We start from the raw sequence: 18,781 nt of genomic DNA on the forward strand, positions 1-18,781 counted from the left end.
CGTCCCGTTGCGTACGCCGGCGTCCCGGTGCGACCGGCTGCGGCCACCCACGGCGATTTGGATTGGGGGTATTTTGGGGGTATTTTTCGGCTGTCCCCAAAACAGGCGATACCCCCAGATGGCTTTGAAAGAACTTGAGGTCAAATACGCCACCAAGCGGCAGCGCCCCTACAAGCTGTCCGATGGAGAAGGCCTGCACCTGCTCGTCCAGCCGAACGGATCGAAGCTCTGGCGCCTGAAATACCGCTTCGACGGCAAGGAAAAACTGCTGAGCTTCGGCAAATATCCGACCGTCACGCTGGCGATCGCCCGCGAGAAGCGGACCGAAGCCAAGCGGCTGCTCGATCAGGGTGAGGACCCCGCCGAGGCCAGGAAGCGGGCGAAGAAGCAGAGGGCCGCGCTCAAGCTGTTCGAAGAGATTGCGCGGGCCTGGCACGCCAATCGTATTGAAGGGCTGGACTCGGCCCATGCCCTGCGCGTCATCAACCGGATGGAGCGCGACGTCTTTCCGGTCATCGGGAAGCGTCCGATCACGGAAATCGACCCGCCCGAGATTCTCGAGATGATCCGCGCGGTCGAAGCGCGCGGCGCCCTCGATATCGCCCGTCGCCTCAAGCAGAACGTCAGCCAGATCTATCGCTTCGCGATCGCGAGCGGCTGGGCGACCATCGATCCGACGCTCGGCCTCAACGATGCGCTCAAGCCCAAGCCGCCCGTCAGGCACATGGCGCGCGTGCCGCTCGCGGAGTTTCCGAAGCTGGTGCGAGCGATCTTCGCCTATGACGGCGAGGACACGCCGCGCCGCCGCGAGATCACCCGTGACGCGCTGCTGTTCACCTTGCTCACATGGGTCCGAACCAGCGAAACCCGCTTCGCGGCCAGGGACGAGTTCGAGGATCTCTATGGACCGAACCCGCTATGGCGTCTGTCGCCGGAGCGCATGAAGATGGAACGTGAGCATCTTGTTCCGCTGTCCCGCCAGGCCGCAATGATCGTTCAGCGCCGCTTGCAGGCGACGAACGATGCGTTCCTCTTTCCCGGAGCCAAGCCTGGAAAGTCTATTTCCGAGAACACCATGATCTATGCCTGTTATCGGATGGGGTATCTCCATCGGCAGACGGTACATGGGTTTAGGGGGCTCGGCTCGACCTGGGCGAACGAAGCCGAACGCTACAAGCCGGATTGGATCGAGATGGCGCTCGCTCACGAGGACGAGGATGAGGTGCGCGGCGCTTACAACAGTGCGCTCTATCTCACACCGCGAAGGCGGATGCTCCAAGACTGGGCCGACGTGATCGACGCGGCAACCGCAGTGTCGAATGTCGAGAAGAATCCTATCGAGTTCTCACAATTCATGCGCTGTTCCGCTCCCATCCAGCACCTGCCACCAAGCGACCAGAGACAGCCGTATTGGCAACGCCCCCTTCGGGCGGCTTCGCGATGAGCCTCAAAAGTCAGAACCGCCGATTTAGAGGCGCGGTTTTCTGCCATAGTTGTTAGAAATATCAGCTACTTAGATGCATCCGCGAATAGTAGAATGAACTCCAAGAAACCGTATCTCACTACATCTCATCATAGCTGATTCCCCTTGCAACTCGACAAGGGAAACCGCCGGGACCGCCAATTACGCCGATACATCGTCTGGAAGGGCTCGATTGGGGCGAGCAGAACGCGCGCATCCGTCCCGATGGACGCGCTCAGCGTGACTAATTCAATGAAATATATGGGGTTATTTGCGTCGCCACGAAGCGTCAGCGGTGCAGGCTCATCAGTCCTTAATCAATGAGTGGGAGGAATAGTTCGCCAACAAATTGAATTGGACGATGAGCCCCAAGGCGCGGCAAATGGCGCCAAATCAAAAAATGCCGTGGGGAGGACAGTCATGGTCACAGCCTTTAGGACAAATTTGCTTTGTGCCACCGCGCTATCGATCGCGTGTGCGCTTGCAGTGCCGGCACATGCCCAGGACGCTGCATCGCAGGGCGAAAAGCCCGAGGCGCAGGAAGGTGGCCTTGAGACAATCGTCGTCACGGCGCAGAAGCGCGAACAGAATTTGCAGGATGTTCCAGCCGCCGTTTCCGCCATAGGCGGCGAGACGCTGCGCACGCGCGGCATCACGGAGACCTCAGACTTGATGGGCGCGATCCCCAGCCTGCAAGTCACCACTCCCTATGGTCGCACCCAACCGAATTTCTCGCTGCGCGGGATTTCAGTGGCGAACGAATTTTCCGCCTCCACTGCGTCGCCGGTTGGCGTCTATGTCGATGAAGTCTATCAGAGCTTCCGGGCGAGCCATGGCCTGCAACTCTATGACATCGACCGGGTCGAGGTACTGCGCGGACCGCAAGGAACACTCTACGGTCGCAACACCACGGGTGGCGCGATCAGCTTCTTCACGCGCAAGCCGGATCTGGGAGAGGCCAATGGCTATCTGACCGCCGGCTATGCCAATTACGACACTTTCACGGTGCAGGGCGCCGCTGAAGCGACGCTGGTTCCCGACATCTTGGGCGTCCGCGTCGCCGGTACTTTTGCAAAAGGGGATGGTTGGCAGCGCAATGTACTGCCTGGGAATGAGCGCGACCTAGGGACCACCGATACGATCGGCGGTCGCATCTCGATCCGCTTCCGGCCCGATCCCGATCTCGACATCAATTTGAAGCTCTATGCCGCGAAGGACGATCCATGGGGCACCGCGCCCTATGCAGGTGGTCAACTCGCGGGCGGGCAGGATGCGCTCGGCTATTCGCGTTACGATCCGCAACCTTTCCTAGGCGGGCGGTTGCTGCGTGACAATGAGGTCGCAGTTGATCGGGTAGGTAAGAACATCAGCAAGTCGAAAGGGATAGCCCTCAACATCAAATGGGATGTCAGCGACCAATTCTCCGTCACCTCGATTACCGGCTACGACACCGGCGACTATATCAACAATCCTGATGATTGCGATGGCGGCCCAGCCGATCTCTGCTCGATCGGCCTCACGTCGACGAGCAAGAATTTCAACCAGGACCTGCGTTTCAGCTATTCGAACGACCGCCTCGATATCATTGCCGGCCTTTATTATGGCAGGGACAAGGTCAAGACGGTCAACTACCCGGACTTTTTCGGGGCGCTGAGGCCGCTGCTGCTTGGCGCCGGTCTTCCGGGCAGCTACAATAACGCCGCAATCGGAACGCCCGACGCGATCCGCTATATCCCAGCCTTTGCCGCCAATCCGGCGTTGGGGCCTGGCGATGCCGGATTCTGCGACGCGATCGAGATCAATCCCAACGGCTTCCTTGATGCACGCTCGCTGATTGCACTCCAGACCGACATCGCGATCAATAATACGGGCAATGGCGGCATGGGGGGTAGCTTTTCGGCGGGCTGCGCCGGGGCAGGCGCGCCTCCGTTCACCCCGATCCTCGGCGAACAGCGTTTTGACGTGTCGCGCCCCTCGAAGGCGATCTACGGCGACGTAACCTGGAAAGCGACCGAGCGGCTGACCGTGGCGGTGGGTGCACGCTACACCCAGGATAAGGTCAATTACCTTAACGGCAGCACTTTCCTCTATGCGCTCGACGGTACGACGCCGGTTGTCAACCTGATCCCCTACAGCAATCCATACAACCCCAATCTCGCGCCGCTTGAGCAGCGCGAAAAGGCAAACAGGCTAACCGGCCGTATCAATGTCAGCTATGAGTTCGCCGATGATATCATGGGCTATCTCCAGTACAGTCGCGGTTACCGCAGCGGCAGCTTCAACGGGCTTGCCTATCAGGGCGTCAATCAAGTCTATTATATCCAGCCTGAAAAGGTGAATGCATATGAGGCGGGGCTCAAAACCCGGCTGTTCGATCGCCGCGTCCAACTTAACCTCGCGGGCTTCTACTACGAGTATTCGAATCACCAAGTAACGCAGGCGGTCGGCGCTACAACCTTCACGCGCAGCGCCAATGGTCGCCTGTTCGGTGGCGAGGCCGAACTCGCCTGGCAGGTGGCCGATACGTTGCGTTTCGATGCTTCGCTGGGCTATCTCAACAGCAAGTACAAAGGCAATGTGATCGATCCGGCAAACCCGGCCAGCCCGACATTGAACGTCAACGGCAATCCCTTCCCGAACGCGCCGGAGGTTACGTTCCAGGCCGGATTCGACTGGGATATGATCGATGACGGCACCAACAAGCTGACCTTGCGCGGTGATGCGTCCTACATGGGCAAGTACTATTTTGATCCGTTCAAGAATTATGGGCAGACACCGTGCGATACACCCCCAGCGGGATCGAACATAACGCTCGCGGGTAAGGCGATTACATGCGCAAATCCGGGCTACTGGCTCGCCAATGCGCGATTAACCTATGCGCACGACAATATGTCGGTTAGCTTGTGGGCGAAGAATCTGTTCGACAAATATTACTACACCTACGGCCTCAACCTGAACGTGTTCGGCTACGATTATCTGAACCGCGGCATGCCGCGCACTTATGGCGTCGAAGCGACAGTCAAGTTCTGATCGCTGCTGCGACGGGGGCGGCGGGCATCCTCTCCCGCCCGCTGCCCCCGATTTTTTCGACCTGACTTTCAGACCGAGGAGCATCCATAATGCGTTCCACCGGCAACGGTCCCTCATTCATCGGCACGGCGTACAGAATCGAGCGCGCTGTGATCACTGAGATCGGCGCAGCTGAAAGCACCGCCCAGGCGAGCAGCGCCGAGCGGCCAGCGCGCCTCCGGACGATTTAACGTGGATGCGTCTCGGAACAGAACTGAGCTGGAACGAATTTTCGCGACCCAACGCGAAGGGACGCGTGAGCAGGTTTCGCGCAGCTACGAAGAACGCATGGACCTGCTCGGGCGCCTTGGCCGGATATTTGAGCAGCACAGAGACGAATTGGTCGATGCCGTTGCCGCCGATTTCGGCATTCGATCCCGCTACGAGACTATCCTGCTCGACCTGATGCTTGGCATATCGGAAATTAAATTTGCGCGCCGCAATCTGAAGACGTGGCTGAGGCCGCGGCGGGTGAAGACTGACATCTTCGGCCTTCCCGGTTCATCGCGCCTGGTCCCCCAGCCCCTAGGTGTGGTGGGCGTTCTCGGCACGTGGAACTATCCGCTCGGCACCATATTCGTTGGCGCGGCCGGTGCATTGGCGGCCGGCAACCGCGTGATCGCAAAGCCGAGCGAAGTTTCCGCCAACGCCGCCGAAGCCAGCGAGCGGCTTGTGCGCCGGTATTTCGCCGAAGAGGAATTCGCGATTGTCCAGGGCGGGCCCGACATGGCACAGGCGATGACGGCCCTACCTTTCGACCATATTCTCTTCACCGGTTCACCCGCGGTTGGCCGCAAAGTCTATGAAGCGGCGGCTGCCAACCTTACACCTGTTACTCTGGAACTTGGCGGCAAATGCCCTGCCATCGTGGGCAAGGGTGCATCGCTTGCACAAGTCTGTGAAAGCTTAGTGTTCGGCAAGCTGCTCAACGCCGGCCAGACCTGCATCGCCGCTGACTATGCCTTCGTCCATGTCGATCAGATGGAAAGCTTCGTCGCCGCACTCCGCGCTCAGGTTGCCAAATGCTACCCCAACGCGGCAAGCAACCCCGATTTCACCAGTATCATCAATGACCGACAGTTCGCGCGGCTCCAAGGTTTGCTCGATGATGCCGAAGCCAAGGGCGCGACGGTGCTCAACCTCTCGGACAACGGCGATGGAACGCTTCCTGAACGGCATCGGATCGTGCCGTTGGCGGTTCTCGACGTTACCGATGACATGGCGATGATGCAGGAGGAGATTTTCGGACCGATCCTGCCGATCATGCCATATCGCTCCGAAGACGAGCTCATTCGCTACGTAAACCGGCATGAGCGCCCGCTGGCGCTCTATTATTTTGGCGACGAAAGTGAGGAACGGCGCAAGATCATTTCCGAAACGCACGCTGGCGGCGTGACTCTCAACGGCACGGTCATGCACGTCTTCCAGCGCCGGCTGCCTTTCGGTGGCATCGGACAGAGCGGCATCGGTGCCTATACCGGCGTCGCCAGTTTCGAGCGCTTCACTCATTACAAGCCGGTGTTCTCTCAGCCGAAACTCAGCCTGCTTGGTCAACTTCTGCCACCCTATTCGAGCAAGACCGAAGGACTACTCAACATCTTCGAAAAGATCCTCTGACGTGGCTGCGGCGGTTGATGCTGGCATGTTGCATGACGCCGGGTCGCCAGCATGGGTCGAATGACAAGGGAAGCAAATGGCTGACTATGTAATTATTGGAGGTGGGTCGTCGGGCGGCGTTATCGCCAGCCGGTTGTCCGAGGACCCCGATGTCACCGTTTGCCTGCTCGAGGCAGGCGGCCCAGGCACCTCGCCGCTTGTGTCCACGCCCGGCGCTTTTGGGGCGCTGATCCAAGACTATCGGATCAATACGCTCAACTGGCGGTTCAACACCGACCCTTCAAAGGCGCTCAACGACCGCCGCCTCTACAATCCGCGCGGGAAGATGCTGGGTGGATCGAGCGGTATGAACGGGATGGTCTATATCCGCGGCGACCGGTCGGATTTCGACCACTGGGCCGAACTCGGCAACGACGGCTGGGGTTACAACGATGTCCTGTCCTATTTCCGCAAGGCTGAGAATAATGAGCGCGGTGAGGATGAGTTTCACGGCTCGTCGGGACCGCTTCACGTATCCAACGGCAAGCGCGAATTCGATGTCTATGATGCTTTCATCGAGGCGGCGACTGGACTGGACCATCAAGCCAATCCGGACTTCAATGGTGCCAGCCAGGAAGGTGTCGGCATCTATCAGTTTACCGTGAAGGACGGGAAGCGCGCCAGCGTGAAGGCGTGTTACCTTGATCCGGTGATGGGCAGGCGCGGCAACCTCCGCGTCGAAGTACATGCCCGCGTCCATCGTATCAGGTTTGAGGGCAACCGCGCGGTGGCAGTCGAGTATTCCCAGGACGGGCAGTTGAAGACGATCCCGTGCGAAAAGGAAGTCATTGTCAGCGGCGGCGCCTATAATTCGCCCCAACTGTTGATGCTTTCCGGTATCGGACCGCGTGATGAGTTGGAGAAGCATGGAATCGAAGTGATTCATGATATTCCCGGTGTCGGCCAGAATCTTCACGACCATCCTGACCTGATGCTGATCTACCAGTCGAAGAAGCGGCTCGGGATCGCACTCAATGTCGTTGGCGCGCTCAAGACCGTGCGAGACCTATTCCAGTATCTCACGCAAAGGAAAAGCTGGCTGGCATCGCCGCCCACGGCTGCAGGCGGTTTCTTGCGATCCGCGCCGGGGCAGAACCGGGCGGACTGCCAGGTCCATGTCGTGCCGCTCGCCTATCGCGACCATGCGCGCGACTACAAGCTGATGACGAAATGGGGCTATGCGATCATTCTCAATATTGGGCGCCCAAAGAGCCGCGGCTGGGTTGCCTTACATGACTCAAACCCCGAATCCGATCCCAAGATGGACCTCAATCTCTTGAGTCATCCCGACGACCTCAAGACGTTGCGCAATGCCTTCCGTGTCGTGCAGGAGATCCTGCATTCGGATCGCATGAAGGCGATGATGAAACGGCCTCTCTATCCTGACCGCTACCTTGAAACTGATGAAGAGATCGACGCCTATATCCGGGCAGAAGCCAATCATGCTTATCATCCGGTGGGAACATGCAAGATGGGCACCGACGAGATGGCGGTGGTCGACAACCGCCTGCGCGTTCACGGCCTCGCAAATATCCGCGTGGCCGATGCCTCGATCATGCCATCAATCGTCAACGGCAACACCAATGCAACCTGCATCATGATCGGCGAGAAAGCCGCCGACATGATCCGGCACGATAATATGAGCAGCAAGAATAGCATCGCAGAATATTGAATTGGACGATTGGATCAATGCTGCAGACACAGATGCTTACGAAAAGAAGTCCGGAGAGGCCTATCGCATGTCAGTTTATTATGTGTCGACTGCGCCATTGTGGGCGAGCGCCTTAGAGGAGCGCGGCTGATGGACGTCCGTACGCAAATACGTCGCGCCGCACGTTATTTCGCCCAGCAAGAGGCTCTCGTTCACGGCCACAGGCGGTTGACTTTCTCGGAAGCCTGGTTGCGCGGCGTGAAGCTCGCAAATGCTCTTGCGGAGTGCGGCCTTCAACCGGGTGACCGGATTGCTACGCTGGAGAAGAACTCCATCGAGGCCGCCGACATCATACTGGCGGCTGCCATTGGAAACTATACGCGTGTTCCTCTCTATGCGCGCAACCGATGTGAAGCGCACGCCCATATGATCGCGAGTACCGGATCTCGGTTGGCGCTGGTCGATGAGGCATTGGCTTCGGAGTTGGCGGGGCTGGATGCCCAAGCTCCGACGCTTGAGCGGATCATTATCCGCGATCACAACTATGAGAATTGGTTGGCGACAGCCTCGGACCGGGATCCTGATCCCGTCGTCGCGCCGGAGGACTATTGTGTCATCCGCCACACCGGCGGCACGACGGGCAAACCCAAGGGCGTTGCCTATCGGCACCGTTCATGGATGACGATCTCCGCCGCATTTTTCAGCATCGGCCCCCAAGTGGCCCCAGGGGATGCCATTCTGCATGTCGGCCCGTTGTCCCATGCATCGGGCTTCCTGTTCGTGCCGGCCTGGTATTGCGGCGCCCGCAACGTGATGATGGACGGCTTCGATCCAGCGTCCTTTCTTGACACTCTCGAGCAGGAACGGATCAGCCATGCCTTTGTAGCCCCCACCATGCTCAATGCCATAGTGCATCACGACGGGGCATATGGCCGCCACTTTCCGAATTTGAAGTTTCTGCTGAGTGCTTCAGCGCCGATCTCCGAGCCGACGCTTCGCAAGTCGTGCCAGATATTCGGGAATCATGTTCTTCATTCGGGCTATGGACAGACCGAAATCCTGCCCATCGCGTCTATGGGGCCCAACGAGTGGTTCGGCGAATTTGAAGGTTCTGCCCCAATTCGGGCGGTCGGACGTCCCATGAGTGGCGCCGATATCGAAATCCGTAACGAGGACGGAAAGGTGCTGGGACCAAACGAGCCCGGCGAGATCGTCGCACGGTTCGAAAATGGCCAGATGGAGGAATTCTGGAACGATCCGGAGGAAACCGCCCGGCGCATGGAAGATGGCTGGGTCAAAACCGGCGATGTCGGCATGATCGACACAAACGGATTTTTGTATCTGCTCGATCGCAACAACGACATGATCGTGTCAGGCGGCTTCAATATCTATCCCACCGAAATCGAAAACGTAATTGCCGACCATCCCGGTGTACTCGAGGTCGCGGTCTTTGGCGTGCCCCATGAAAAATGGGGTGAAACGCCGCTTGCAATGGTGCGTGTCAAGCCCGGAGCACAAATCACGGAGACCGAGATAATAGATTTGGTGCGCCAGCGTCTGGGCTCCGCAAAAAAGCCAAGCAAGGTCGTTTTTACCGCCGAGCCACTGCCGTTGAGCAATGTCGGAAAGGTGCTTCGTTCAAAGCTTCGAGAGCCCTATTGGGCGGGCCAGGACCGGCGCATTTCGGGGGCATGACCGACGCAGCCATCCTAGCCACATCCTCTATTCCGGTGACCGCCTGCCGGCGCGCGGGAGACTGCAATGGACTATGAATACATCCTGGTTGAGCAACGCGGCCCAGCGCTTTGGGTGACCCTCAACCGGCCGGCAGCGTTGAACAGTCTGTCGTTGGCTTTGGCCGAGGAACTCGCCGCAGCGATCGAGGCAGCGGAAGCAGATGCGACGGTGCGCGCTTGCATTCTTACCGGCGCCGGACGGGCGTTTTGCGCTGGCGCGGATCTGCTCGCAATTGGCGATGGAACAGGCGGACAAACTCTCGCCGAACGCTTAAATCTGTTTCTGCCGCCGCTCGGTCAGGCTTTTAACAGGATCGAGACGTCGCGCCTTCCGATAATTGCGGCGGTCAACGGCCTTACGCTCGCCGGCGGCTTGGAACTGGTGTTGTGCTGTGATCTCGTCATTGCCGCGCACCCGGCCAGATTTGGCGACGCCCATGCAAATTACGGCCTGTTGCCCGGCGGTGGAGGGTCGGTTCGACTCCCTAGGAAGATCGGCGAAGCGCGTGCGAAACATCTGATGATGACCGGCGGGACCATCTCGGCTGCCGAGATGAAGGAAGCCGGACTCGTGACCCAACTGGTTGCTCCCGAGGATCTCATTGCGGCAGCGCAAGCGCTGGTAGAATCTCTTGCAGAAAAGAGCCGGCCAGGGCTCGCCTACATGAAGCAGCTAGTCCGCGCTGCGCAGGATAGCTCGCTCGAAGTCGGGCTGCGTCAGGAACTCGAAACCATGGCTGCTTACGCCTTGTCCAACGACATTGTCGAAGGACTGGCGGCATTCCGGGAGAAGCGGAAGCCCGATTTTTCCGACCGGTGAGACCTGATCGGATGCGGAACACATTGGAAGAATGGATCAACGAATGACCGACATATTCGTCATGGGGGTTGGGATGACCCCGTTCGGAAAACAGTTCGACAAGAGCCTGAAAATGCTCTGCGCCGAAGCTTCGTCGCAGGCCTTTTCCGACGCAGGATGCACCGCCGGCGATGTCGAAGCCATCTTCTTCGGCAATTGCGTCCAGGGGCATATGGAGGGCCAGGACATGATCCGCGGCGAAATCGTGGCGCGAGCGATGGGCATCTCAAGCGTTCCCGTGGTGAATGTCGAAAACGCATGTGCGACGGCTTCCACGGCCTTGCACATGGCCGCCGCCTATGTTCGATCGGGGGCAGCGGATGTCGTACTCGCGCTCGGCGCGGAGAAGATGTACTCGCCCGACAAGGCGCTCATGTTCAGTGCATTCGATGGCGCTTGGGACGTGCATGAAACCGAGTCGGGCCGCGCGCAGCTGCTGGCCATGGGCAATGGCGTCGATGTTCCGGAAGGAACGACATCGAGTCAGCCTTACAGCGTTTTCATGGATGTATACGCCGCGATGGCACGCGCGCACATGAAGACCTACGGCTCGACGCAAGCGCAAATCGCGGCCGTCTCGGCGAAAAATCACATGCATTCGACGCGCAATCTGCTTGCCCAGTATCGCCTCCCATATACCGTCGAAAGTGTACTCGCTGCGCCTCCGATCGTTTACCCGTTCACACTGCCGATGTGCTCCCCGATCAGCGACGGCGCCGCCGCTGCGATCATCTGCAGCGAAGCCGGTCGGCGCAAACTGTCGGCAGCCCCGGACAGGGCGCTAAGAATCCTGGCGTCTGTGCTGCAAACCGGCGCCGCGCGCGATCCCTTTGATTATGACCACCATGTCAGCCGCCTTGCGGCGAACCGGGCCTATGCGATGGCCGGCGTGGGGCCAGAAGATATTGGCGTCGCGGAGGTGCATGACGCCACGGCGGTTGGCGAGATCATTGAAATCGAGGCGCTCGGCCTGACGCCGCCTGGCGAGGGCGGACTCGCGGCAGAGCGCGGTGAGACGGCGCTGGGTGGGCGTATTCCGGTAAACACGTCGGGCGGGCTTGAATGCAAGGGACATCCGATCGGCGCCACCGGGCTCGGCCAAATCTACGAGCTTGCGCTGCAATTGCGCGGCGAGGCGGAAGATCGACAGGTTCCGAATGCCCGGTTCGCGATCGCGCAGAACGGCGGAGGTGTCATCGGGGTGGAAGAGGCGGTGGTCGCCGTCACGATCCTGGGCCGGTAGTTGTCAGAGCGCGCCTAGGGAAACACGGGGTCACGATATGAACTTTGAGCTGTCCGATGAACAACGCATGGCGGTGGAAACCGTCCGCCGCTTTCTCGACAACAAGCTTGAGCCGGAAATCCGCCGGCATGGGGAGCGATTCATCCCCAAACCGCTCATGAAGGAATGGACTCAAGCACTGACCGGCTATGGCCATATTACCGCACCGCATCAGGAGCAATGGGGCGGGCTTGATATGGGATGGCTCACTCATCTGCTCATTTTCGAGGAGATCGCCTATTCCTCGCTCGATGTGGCCATACCCGGCTTCATCAACGCGGTTGGCGCAGAACTCATCCGCCGCTTCGCCCCGGAGACGATCAAGCAACGCTATCTTGCCGACCTCGTCGCGGCCGAGAAGTTCGTTTCGCTCGGCATCTCGGAGCCCGATGTCGGCTCGGACGTCGCCGCCATCAAGACACGCGCCGTACGAGACGGCGATTTCTGGGTCATCAATGGCGAAAAGACCTGGATCACCAACGGAGCCTACTCGGACATCTTCATCTGTACGTGCAAGACTGGCGAAAATGAAGTCACTCACATCCTGGTCGATCGTGACGAGAGTGAGTATGAGGTGCGCGATATCCAGAAGATGGCGCTCAACGGCCAATCGACTGCACAGATATTCCTGTCCGATTGCCGCGTACCGGTGGCAAACACGATCGGCCGGGTCGGCGATGGATTGCGCAATACGTTGCAAGTGTTCGAGATTGCCCGCTGCCATATGGCGATGTGGAGTATCGGCATCGCACGGCGAGCAATGGATGAGGCGATCGCGTACGCTCGCGATCGCGCGCAGCATGGCAAGAAGATCGCCGGCCATCAGCTGATCGCCGACAAGATCGCCATCATGGCGACCAAGATCGACGCAGCCCGTCTGTTGACGCACCGGGCAATATCCCTCGTCCAGGCGGGCACGCGCGCAGAGACGGAATGCTCGATGGCCAAGTGGTACGCCACCGAAATGGCGATCGAAGCGACGCGCGATGCGCTTCAGATCCATGGCGGCAACGGCGTCACCCGCGAATTCATCGTTGAGCGGCTGGTGCGTGAGGCGATCATTTGCCCCATCCCCGATGGCACGACGGAGATTCAAAAGCTTGTTGTTTCGCGCGCCCTGACCGGCATTCAAGCCTTTCGGTAAGGCTCAGACGAAAACGACAGCGTCGACGGAAATGGAGCCGCGTGCCTGACTCGCACAGGATCAAATGCGCAGATGCGTCGCTCAGGTAAAAGAGGCAGACAAGCGATGGACGAAGAGCTTCGTTTCGATGGCAGGGTAGTGGTTGTGACCGGAGCCGGAGGCGGACTTGGGCGCCAGTACGCGCTGATGTTTGGCGGGCGCGGAGCCAAGGTGGTGGTGAATGATCTGGGTGGCGACGAGAAAGGGAGCGGCAGCTGCTCCACAGCCGCTGACAATGTGGTCGACGAAATTCGAGCCACGGGCGGTCAGGCGGTGGCAAATTATGCGTCGGTCGAGGAGGGCGCGCTGATCATCCAAGCCGCGGTTGACAACTTCGGAACCGTTGACGTCGTCATCAACAATGCCGGCATCCTGCGCGATGTGAGCTTCCACAAAATGACCGACGAAGACTGGACACTGCTTCAGCGGGTCCATCTGAATGGGACGCGGGCAGTGACGCAGGCAGCATGGCCGATACTGCGCGACAAGGGCTATGGCCGCATCGTCATGACCACGTCTGCAGCCGCAATCTACGGCAACTTCGGTCAGGCCAACTATGCCGCAGCCAAGCTCGGAATATTGGGGCTTGCGAACGCGCTGGCGGAGGAGGGGCGGTCCAGAAACATCCAGGTTAATACGATCGCCCCAATCGCCGCATCGCGTATGACCGCGACTGCCTTTCCACAAGAGTTTCTCGCCAATCTCAGAGCGGAAGCGATCAGTCCATTGGTCGGTTGGCTTGCGCACGAGAATTGCAGCGAAACCAAAGGGCTTTTTGAAGTTGGAGCCGGCTATATCGCCAAGCTTAGGTGGGAGCGCGCGCTTGGGCACGCCTTCGGAGCGGACAGGGCGTTCACGCTCGATGATGTCGCCCGGCACTGGGGTAGAATTGTCGACTTCACGGATGCCGAGCACCCGCTCGGGCTGAATGACAGCCTTGAGGCGGTAGAACGGGCGCTGAGAGCGTAATCAACCCGATGAATTACCATGATATTTTTGAGCGGCCGTCGGGCTGCCGATGGCGTCGTGCTGCCGCCAGATATCGATGAGCAGCAGGAATAGTTCTGCAGCGAATTGAATTGGACGACGGCCCTCAAATGCCGCCAAACGGCATGAACTACACAATATCTCCTGGGAAGAGAGGATCAGCCATGAGAGGATGTCTATTGGCTTCTGCCGCGTTGTTGTGCTCGGGAACAGCATTTGCCCAGGAAGCAACGCCCCAGGCGAACGACCAAACCGGGAGCGCCACGGAAGCGCTGGCTGAGGACATTGTCGTTACCGCCACCAAAAAGGGCTATGGCGAAAGCGTGCAGAAAGTACCGATGGCGGTCACGGCTTTTGGTGAAGCGCAGCTGGATGCCAAGTTCGTCCAGAATCTTCAAAGTCTGAGCTACGACGTTCCCAACGTCCAGCTCGAGGATGTGGGTACGGCACCGGGCTATGCCAATTTCACTATCCGGGGCCTCGGCATCAACAGCACGATCCCATCGATCGACCCCACCGTAGGCGTTTTCACTGACGGTATTTACCTCGGCATCAACGCTGGTGTCGTGCTGGACAACTTCGACCTTGAGGGGATCGAAGTTCTGCGTTGACCGCAAGGCTTGCTTTTCGGTCGCAACGTTACCGGCGGTGCCGTGGTTGTGCGGACCACGCGGCCCAGCTTCGATTTTGGAGCCAAAGCCAAGCTATCCATTGAAACGGGACTGAAAAAGACCGTAAGCGGCACGGTTACCGGACCTATCGTCGATGACGTTTTGGCTGCCAAATTGGCCGTCTACTACAGCGACGACAATGGCTGGTTTCGCAACCGCTTCGACAATCGCAGCTTCGGTAAATCACATGACCTTATCATTCGCCCGGCACTTTCGCTCAAGGGTGGCGACCGCTTCCGAATGGATCTCCGCTATGAGCATGGCGATGTCGAAAGCGATGGAGCCCCTGTCCAGAGTCACGCGCTGTTTCCCCGCGACAGCTTCAGGTTTTCGATCAATTTCCCAGGTTTCTATGATGCCAAATGGGACCAGGCGATCGTGGAAACCAACATCGATGTCGGTCTGGGCGAAGGCGTCTTCACCAACATCGCTGGCTATCGGAAATTCCGATCCTCCGCGGGCGCTGATATCGATGGAACACCACAGTCCTTCTTTCATGCCTTTTTCGAAATCGACCAGGATCAACTCAGCGACGAACTTCGTTATGCCGGAAGGTTCGGTGACGTCGAATTGACAACCGGTCTATACTATTTTTCCCAGGATCTTCGTTACGCCGAGCTGCGGAATCTTTTGGGCGGTGCTCGGATCGTTTCCGGTGGGGGTACGCAAGACCAGACAACATGGGGCATTTTTGCTTCGACCGACTGGCATTTCACCGATACGCTGACCTTGAATCTCGGCGCGCGGTATAGTTGGGAACGCAAAGCCGTTCGGGTCTCGGCCTTACGCGCAAATGGTTGCAATCTAGACACGCTGATCTGTGCAACCAATTTCGCCGACGCGGCAAAATGGCGAGGGTTTACGCCGAAAATCGGCCTTCAGTGGAAGCCGGATGACGACACGCAGATTTATGGCCTTTACACGCGCGGGTTCCGCAGCGGCGGATATAATTTGCGCAACACCGATCCCGCTGTGCCGCCGGGGCCATTCAATCAAGAGACCCAGGACAGTTTCGAACTCGGCGCCAAGAAGCAATTCGGGCGCCACCGGATCAACCTGGCGGCCTTCTACAATCGCATGAAGGACCTGCAGCGCGAGATCAACCTGCCCGGACCGCTTGGCGTCAGCCAGGTCATACGGAACACCGCCGACGCCACAATCAAAGGCGTCGAGGCCGAGGGGCAGTTTTTTCTTTTGTCCAACCTCGTGATTTCGGGTCAGCTCGGCTACGTGAATGGCCAGTATCGCAACGTCCAGTTCGACCTCAGCGGTGATGGCGTCATCAACGATGTGGATCGTGCGCTCAAATTGCCAAGGCTGTCGCCATGGACCTATGGCGTGGGGCTGACTTATGATCAGCAGCTTGGCGAATTGGGGACAGCAACGGCGCGTGTCAGCTTCACGCATCGCGACAAGGCGGCATTCACCGACAACAACGTCGGCTTCCTTCAGGGCGCCGATATGCTCGATGCGAGCCTCACATTGGCGACCGACAACAAGCACTGGCGCTTCTCCATCTATGGCCGAAACCTCCTGAATGAGGTGACGATTGGCGGCGATACACCTTTGCCGGCGGCCTTCGGGGGCACGGGTGCAAGCCTTTCACCGCTAAACAGGGGGCGCGTCATCGGCGGAGAAGTGGCGATTAGCTTCTAGGCCATTTTCGAGGCGAGTGGAATCACCCGCCAACTCGGAAAATGCCCAAGATCAATTTGCTAGAGCATTTCCTGCCGGAAAGCCGGTTCCCACTTCTGCGCGAAATGCTCTAGCTGATCGCGACGGATGCAGCGGATTTCCGATCGCACCCCGCCCCCTTGCCGTTAATCCGATGATGCGGTGCGCCATGCCTGACGAACAAGGCTGACGAGCGCACGGCCAGCCGGTTTTACCTGCCAGCGGCTACGCACAGCATAACAAAGCGTCAATGGATCGAATAAACCGATTCCCTCCAAGGCCACGAAATTGGCGCGAAACCATGAGTTCTCGGTGAACTGTTTTGCAACCATCCCGATAGCATCGGATGTGGCAACGATCCGTCGAACCAATTGAAAATAGTCTGTCATGTGGATCCAGTCAGCGGGACGCTTACCGCTTTTTTCGTACATCTGCTGAATGATCGATGTGTAGGGTTCGGAAGATGAGGGCACTACGAATTCGAACTGGACCAGCGGCTCCTTGCTGGTCGGGTTTATCCCCAGAATGGGATGATTGTTCCGCACAAAAGGCAGTATTTCGATCGAGGCGACCCGCTCGCACTTGAATTCCGGCCAGCGTGCAAAGGCCGCTTCAAGTCCAAAGGCGACATCGATATCGCCGCGCGACAGGAGTCGCACGCCCCTTTCGCTGTTGCCCGAAACGACTTCGACGCGCACTGCCGGATGGCGCCGCAGCAAAGAAACCAGAGGTTGGGTGAGCAACCAGTCGATTGACCCTGGGAACAGTCCGATTCGAAGCGGGCCCGCATAGGCGTCGGCGCGGCGGGCTGTATCTCCGAGTAGTTCAGCTGCGTCGGCAAGCAAGCGCGCTGCGCGATCAATAAATTCGCGTCCCTCCTCTGTCGGCATCGCGCCCCGTGAGGTCCGATGGAAAAGGGAATAGCCAAGATGCCGTTCGAGTTCAGCGACACTCTTGGTCACCGCCGACTGCGTGACACCAACCGCATCCGCTGCCCTGGAGAAGGAACGAAGCTGACCAACCGCGACGGCATGCTTGAGGCGAGAATCGAGCATGGACATGCCCCACAGGAATAATTGCTCCAGAGAATGAATTAGGCGAATCAAGGTCATTTTGCCAATCTTACTTTCGACACTGCCGCCCAGCACGACTGCAACCCGTCTCGAAATCTGGAGCGGCGAAACGGCCTGGATCAAAGCGCCAAGGTCTCAGACGCAGGTATGCCTGAATGACGAAAACTGGTCCGCTTGCAGGCCTCAAAATACTCGAAATTGCGGGCATCGGCCCGGCGCCGTTTTGCGGAATGCTGTTGGCCGACCTTGGCGCCGATGTCGTCGTCATTGAACGCGTAAGCCCTAACTCCGAAAATATCGATCTTGGCAGCGGCGCCATTGTGAACCGCGGGAAACGTGTAATTGCCTTGGATCTGAAGTCCCCCGAAGGCGTCGCGCATGTCCTGGATCTCGTCCAAAGGGGCGATGTACTGATCGAAGGCATGCGGCCTGGGGTGATGGAGAGGCTCGGCCTTGGTCCCGAGGTTTGCCTAGCGCGTAACCCCCGCCTTGTATTCGGTCGCATGACGGGTTGGGGGCAGCAGGGACCTCTCGCCCAAGCGGCCGGCCATGACATCAACTATATCGCGCTGTCAGGAGCCCTTTGGTATGCTGGGCATCCCGGTGAACCGCCAATGGCGCCGCCAAGCCTGGTAGGCGATATTGGGGGTGGAGCGCTCTATTTGGCCATCGGCGTCCTCGCAGCGGCAATGCACGCGCGGGATACCGGGAATGGGCAAGTGGTTGACGCCGCGATCGTCGATGGGAGCGCTCACATGATGAACTTGCTCCTGAGCCTGAAGGCCGCCGGCCAGGTTGCCAGCATACGCGGCTGCAGCATCCTTGACGGCCCTCACTGGTACTCGACCTATCGGTGCGCCGACGGGAATTTCATCTCAGTCGGATCACTCGAGCCCAAGTTCTATGCGCTGCTTTGCAAAAAGCTGGGGTTGGCCGGCGATAGCAGTTTTGACGACGGCTATGATCGTGATGCCTGGCCCGAGCTCAAGCAGCGTTTTAGCGAGATATTCGCCATGCGGACACGGGAAGAATGGCGCACACTGCTGGAAGGCAGCGATGCCTGCTTTGCCCCCGTGCTTGATCCGGACGAAGCGGCGCGCCATCCTCATATGGCAGCGCGAGGCGTCTATCGGGAGATCGACAATATCCTCCAGGCAATGCCGGCGCCACGTTTTTCGGGCTCGTCACTACCGATCCCCGGACCGATCCCGCTGCATCATGAAGATCCGAGTACAATTCGGCGGGGCTGGAGCAAACCGGACCGCTGCGGGATTACCGCCAGAACCGACTGTTGCGAGTAGTCGGTTGGCATGGTGGGCGGCCAGCGGCCCGACACGAACGGTGATTTCATAACTATGAACCAATGCGACGCTCCGCTTCGCTGCGCTGCATTCAAATCAAAGGAGACAACGACACACAGGCACGTCAAACTATCCGATGATTCCTGTACGCCACGCCGGAACGGCGATTGCGGACGT

13 protein-coding genes are annotated in these 18,781 nt (G+C 58.9%); 12 read left to right on the forward strand and 1 reads right to left on the reverse strand.

Going from position 1 to position 18,781, the window contains the following annotated elements; genetic code table 11:
* Positions 1 to 7: 7 nt before the first annotated feature.
* The 11 genes from NJ75_RS12275 (at position 8) to NJ75_RS12320 (ending at position 16,212) form a co-directional block, all read left to right on the forward strand.
* Positions 8 to 1,444 (forward strand): tyrosine-type recombinase/integrase, encoded by a 1,437-nt coding sequence (locus tag NJ75_RS12275; RefSeq protein WP_254895206.1) that lies wholly within the window; start codon positions 8 to 10, stop codon positions 1,442 to 1,444.
* Between the two features lie 342 nt (positions 1,445 to 1,786).
* A complete protein-coding gene (locus NJ75_RS12280; protein ID WP_236727138.1) occupies positions 1,787 to 4,492 on the forward strand; it encodes a TonB-dependent receptor in 2,706 nt (901 codons plus the stop codon).
* A 231-nt stretch (positions 4,493 to 4,723) separates the two neighbouring features.
* The gene (locus NJ75_RS12285; RefSeq protein WP_157228455.1) at positions 4,724 to 6,148 is read left to right on the forward strand and encodes an aldehyde dehydrogenase family protein; all 1,425 of its coding nucleotides are present in this window, start codon (positions 4,724 to 4,726) and stop codon (positions 6,146 to 6,148) included.
* Positions 6,149 to 6,224: 76 nt separating this feature from the next.
* Positions 6,225 to 7,859: a GMC family oxidoreductase gene (locus NJ75_RS12290; RefSeq protein ID WP_082013366.1), complete on the forward strand. Its 1,635-nt coding sequence runs from the start codon at positions 6,225 to 6,227 to the stop codon at positions 7,857 to 7,859.
* A 129-nt stretch (positions 7,860 to 7,988) separates the two neighbouring features.
* Positions 7,989 to 9,533 carry a class I adenylate-forming enzyme family protein gene (locus NJ75_RS12295; RefSeq protein ID WP_026108915.1) on the forward strand — a complete coding sequence of 515 codons (1,545 nt, stop codon included), beginning with the start codon at positions 7,989 to 7,991 and terminating at the stop codon, positions 9,531 to 9,533.
* A gap of 66 nt (positions 9,534 to 9,599) precedes the next feature.
* Positions 9,600 to 10,394 carry an enoyl-CoA hydratase/isomerase family protein gene (locus NJ75_RS12300; RefSeq protein ID WP_011415062.1) on the forward strand — a complete coding sequence of 265 codons (795 nt, stop codon included), beginning with the start codon at positions 9,600 to 9,602 and terminating at the stop codon, positions 10,392 to 10,394.
* Between the two features lie 43 nt (positions 10,395 to 10,437).
* Complete coding sequence (locus NJ75_RS12305) at positions 10,438 to 11,676, forward strand: thiolase family protein (protein WP_011415063.1); 1,239 nt, start codon at positions 10,438 to 10,440, stop codon at positions 11,674 to 11,676.
* 37 nt (positions 11,677 to 11,713) lie between these two features.
* On the forward strand, positions 11,714 to 12,859 hold the full coding sequence (locus tag NJ75_RS12310; RefSeq protein WP_017499968.1) for an acyl-CoA dehydrogenase family protein: 1,146 nt from the start codon (positions 11,714 to 11,716) through the stop codon (positions 12,857 to 12,859).
* 105 nt (positions 12,860 to 12,964) lie between these two features.
* On the forward strand, positions 12,965 to 13,867 hold the full coding sequence (locus NJ75_RS12315; RefSeq protein ID WP_011415065.1) for an SDR family oxidoreductase: 903 nt from the start codon (positions 12,965 to 12,967) through the stop codon (positions 13,865 to 13,867).
* Positions 13,868 to 14,010: 143 nt separating this feature from the next.
* Positions 14,011 to 14,496: a TonB-dependent receptor plug domain-containing protein gene (locus tag NJ75_RS25050; RefSeq protein WP_236727139.1), complete on the forward strand. Its 486-nt coding sequence runs from the start codon at positions 14,011 to 14,013 to the stop codon at positions 14,494 to 14,496.
* Between the two features lie 9 nt (positions 14,497 to 14,505).
* Complete coding sequence (locus NJ75_RS12320) at positions 14,506 to 16,212, forward strand: TonB-dependent receptor (protein WP_231737069.1); 1,707 nt, start codon at positions 14,506 to 14,508, stop codon at positions 16,210 to 16,212.
* Between the two features lie 164 nt (positions 16,213 to 16,376).
* Here NJ75_RS12320 and NJ75_RS12325 read toward each other — a convergent pair whose 3' ends face one another.
* Complete coding sequence (locus tag NJ75_RS12325; RefSeq protein ID WP_017499965.1) at positions 16,377 to 17,378, reverse strand: LysR family transcriptional regulator; 1,002 nt, start codon at positions 17,376 to 17,378, stop codon at positions 16,377 to 16,379.
* Between the two features lie 80 nt (positions 17,379 to 17,458).
* On the opposite strand from NJ75_RS12325, the gene NJ75_RS12330 reads away from it, so the two are divergent.
* Positions 17,459 to 18,604: a CaiB/BaiF CoA transferase family protein gene (locus NJ75_RS12330; RefSeq protein ID WP_026108913.1), complete on the forward strand. Its 1,146-nt coding sequence runs from the start codon at positions 17,459 to 17,461 to the stop codon at positions 18,602 to 18,604.
* Positions 18,605 to 18,781: the final 177 nt, after the last annotated feature.

This window comes from Novosphingobium subterraneum (assembly GCF_000807925.1).
Classification (GTDB): domain Bacteria; phylum Pseudomonadota; class Alphaproteobacteria; order Sphingomonadales; family Sphingomonadaceae; genus Novosphingobium; species Novosphingobium subterraneum.

Excerpts from the sequence above, each read along its gene's own strand:
- NJ75_RS12290 (WP_082013366.1), top strand. The coding sequence starts at position 6,225 with ATGGCTGACTATGTAATTATTGGAGGTGGGTCGTCGGGCGGCGTTATC.
- NJ75_RS12295 (WP_026108915.1), top strand. The coding sequence starts at position 7,989 with ATGGACGTCCGTACGCAAATACGTCGCGCCGCACGTTATTTCGCCCAG.
- NJ75_RS12300 (WP_011415062.1), top strand. The coding sequence starts at position 9,600 with ATGGACTATGAATACATCCTGGTTGAGCAACGCGGCCCAGCGCTTTGG.
- NJ75_RS12305 (WP_011415063.1), top strand. The coding sequence starts at position 10,438 with ATGACCGACATATTCGTCATGGGGGTTGGGATGACCCCGTTCGGAAAA.
- NJ75_RS12310 (WP_017499968.1), top strand. The coding sequence starts at position 11,714 with ATGAACTTTGAGCTGTCCGATGAACAACGCATGGCGGTGGAAACCGTC.
- NJ75_RS12315 (WP_011415065.1), top strand. The coding sequence starts at position 12,965 with ATGGACGAAGAGCTTCGTTTCGATGGCAGGGTAGTGGTTGTGACCGGA.
- NJ75_RS25050 (WP_236727139.1), top strand. The coding sequence starts at position 14,011 with ATGAACTACACAATATCTCCTGGGAAGAGAGGATCAGCCATGAGAGGA.
- NJ75_RS12330 (WP_026108913.1), top strand. The coding sequence starts at position 17,459 with ATGACGAAAACTGGTCCGCTTGCAGGCCTCAAAATACTCGAAATTGCG.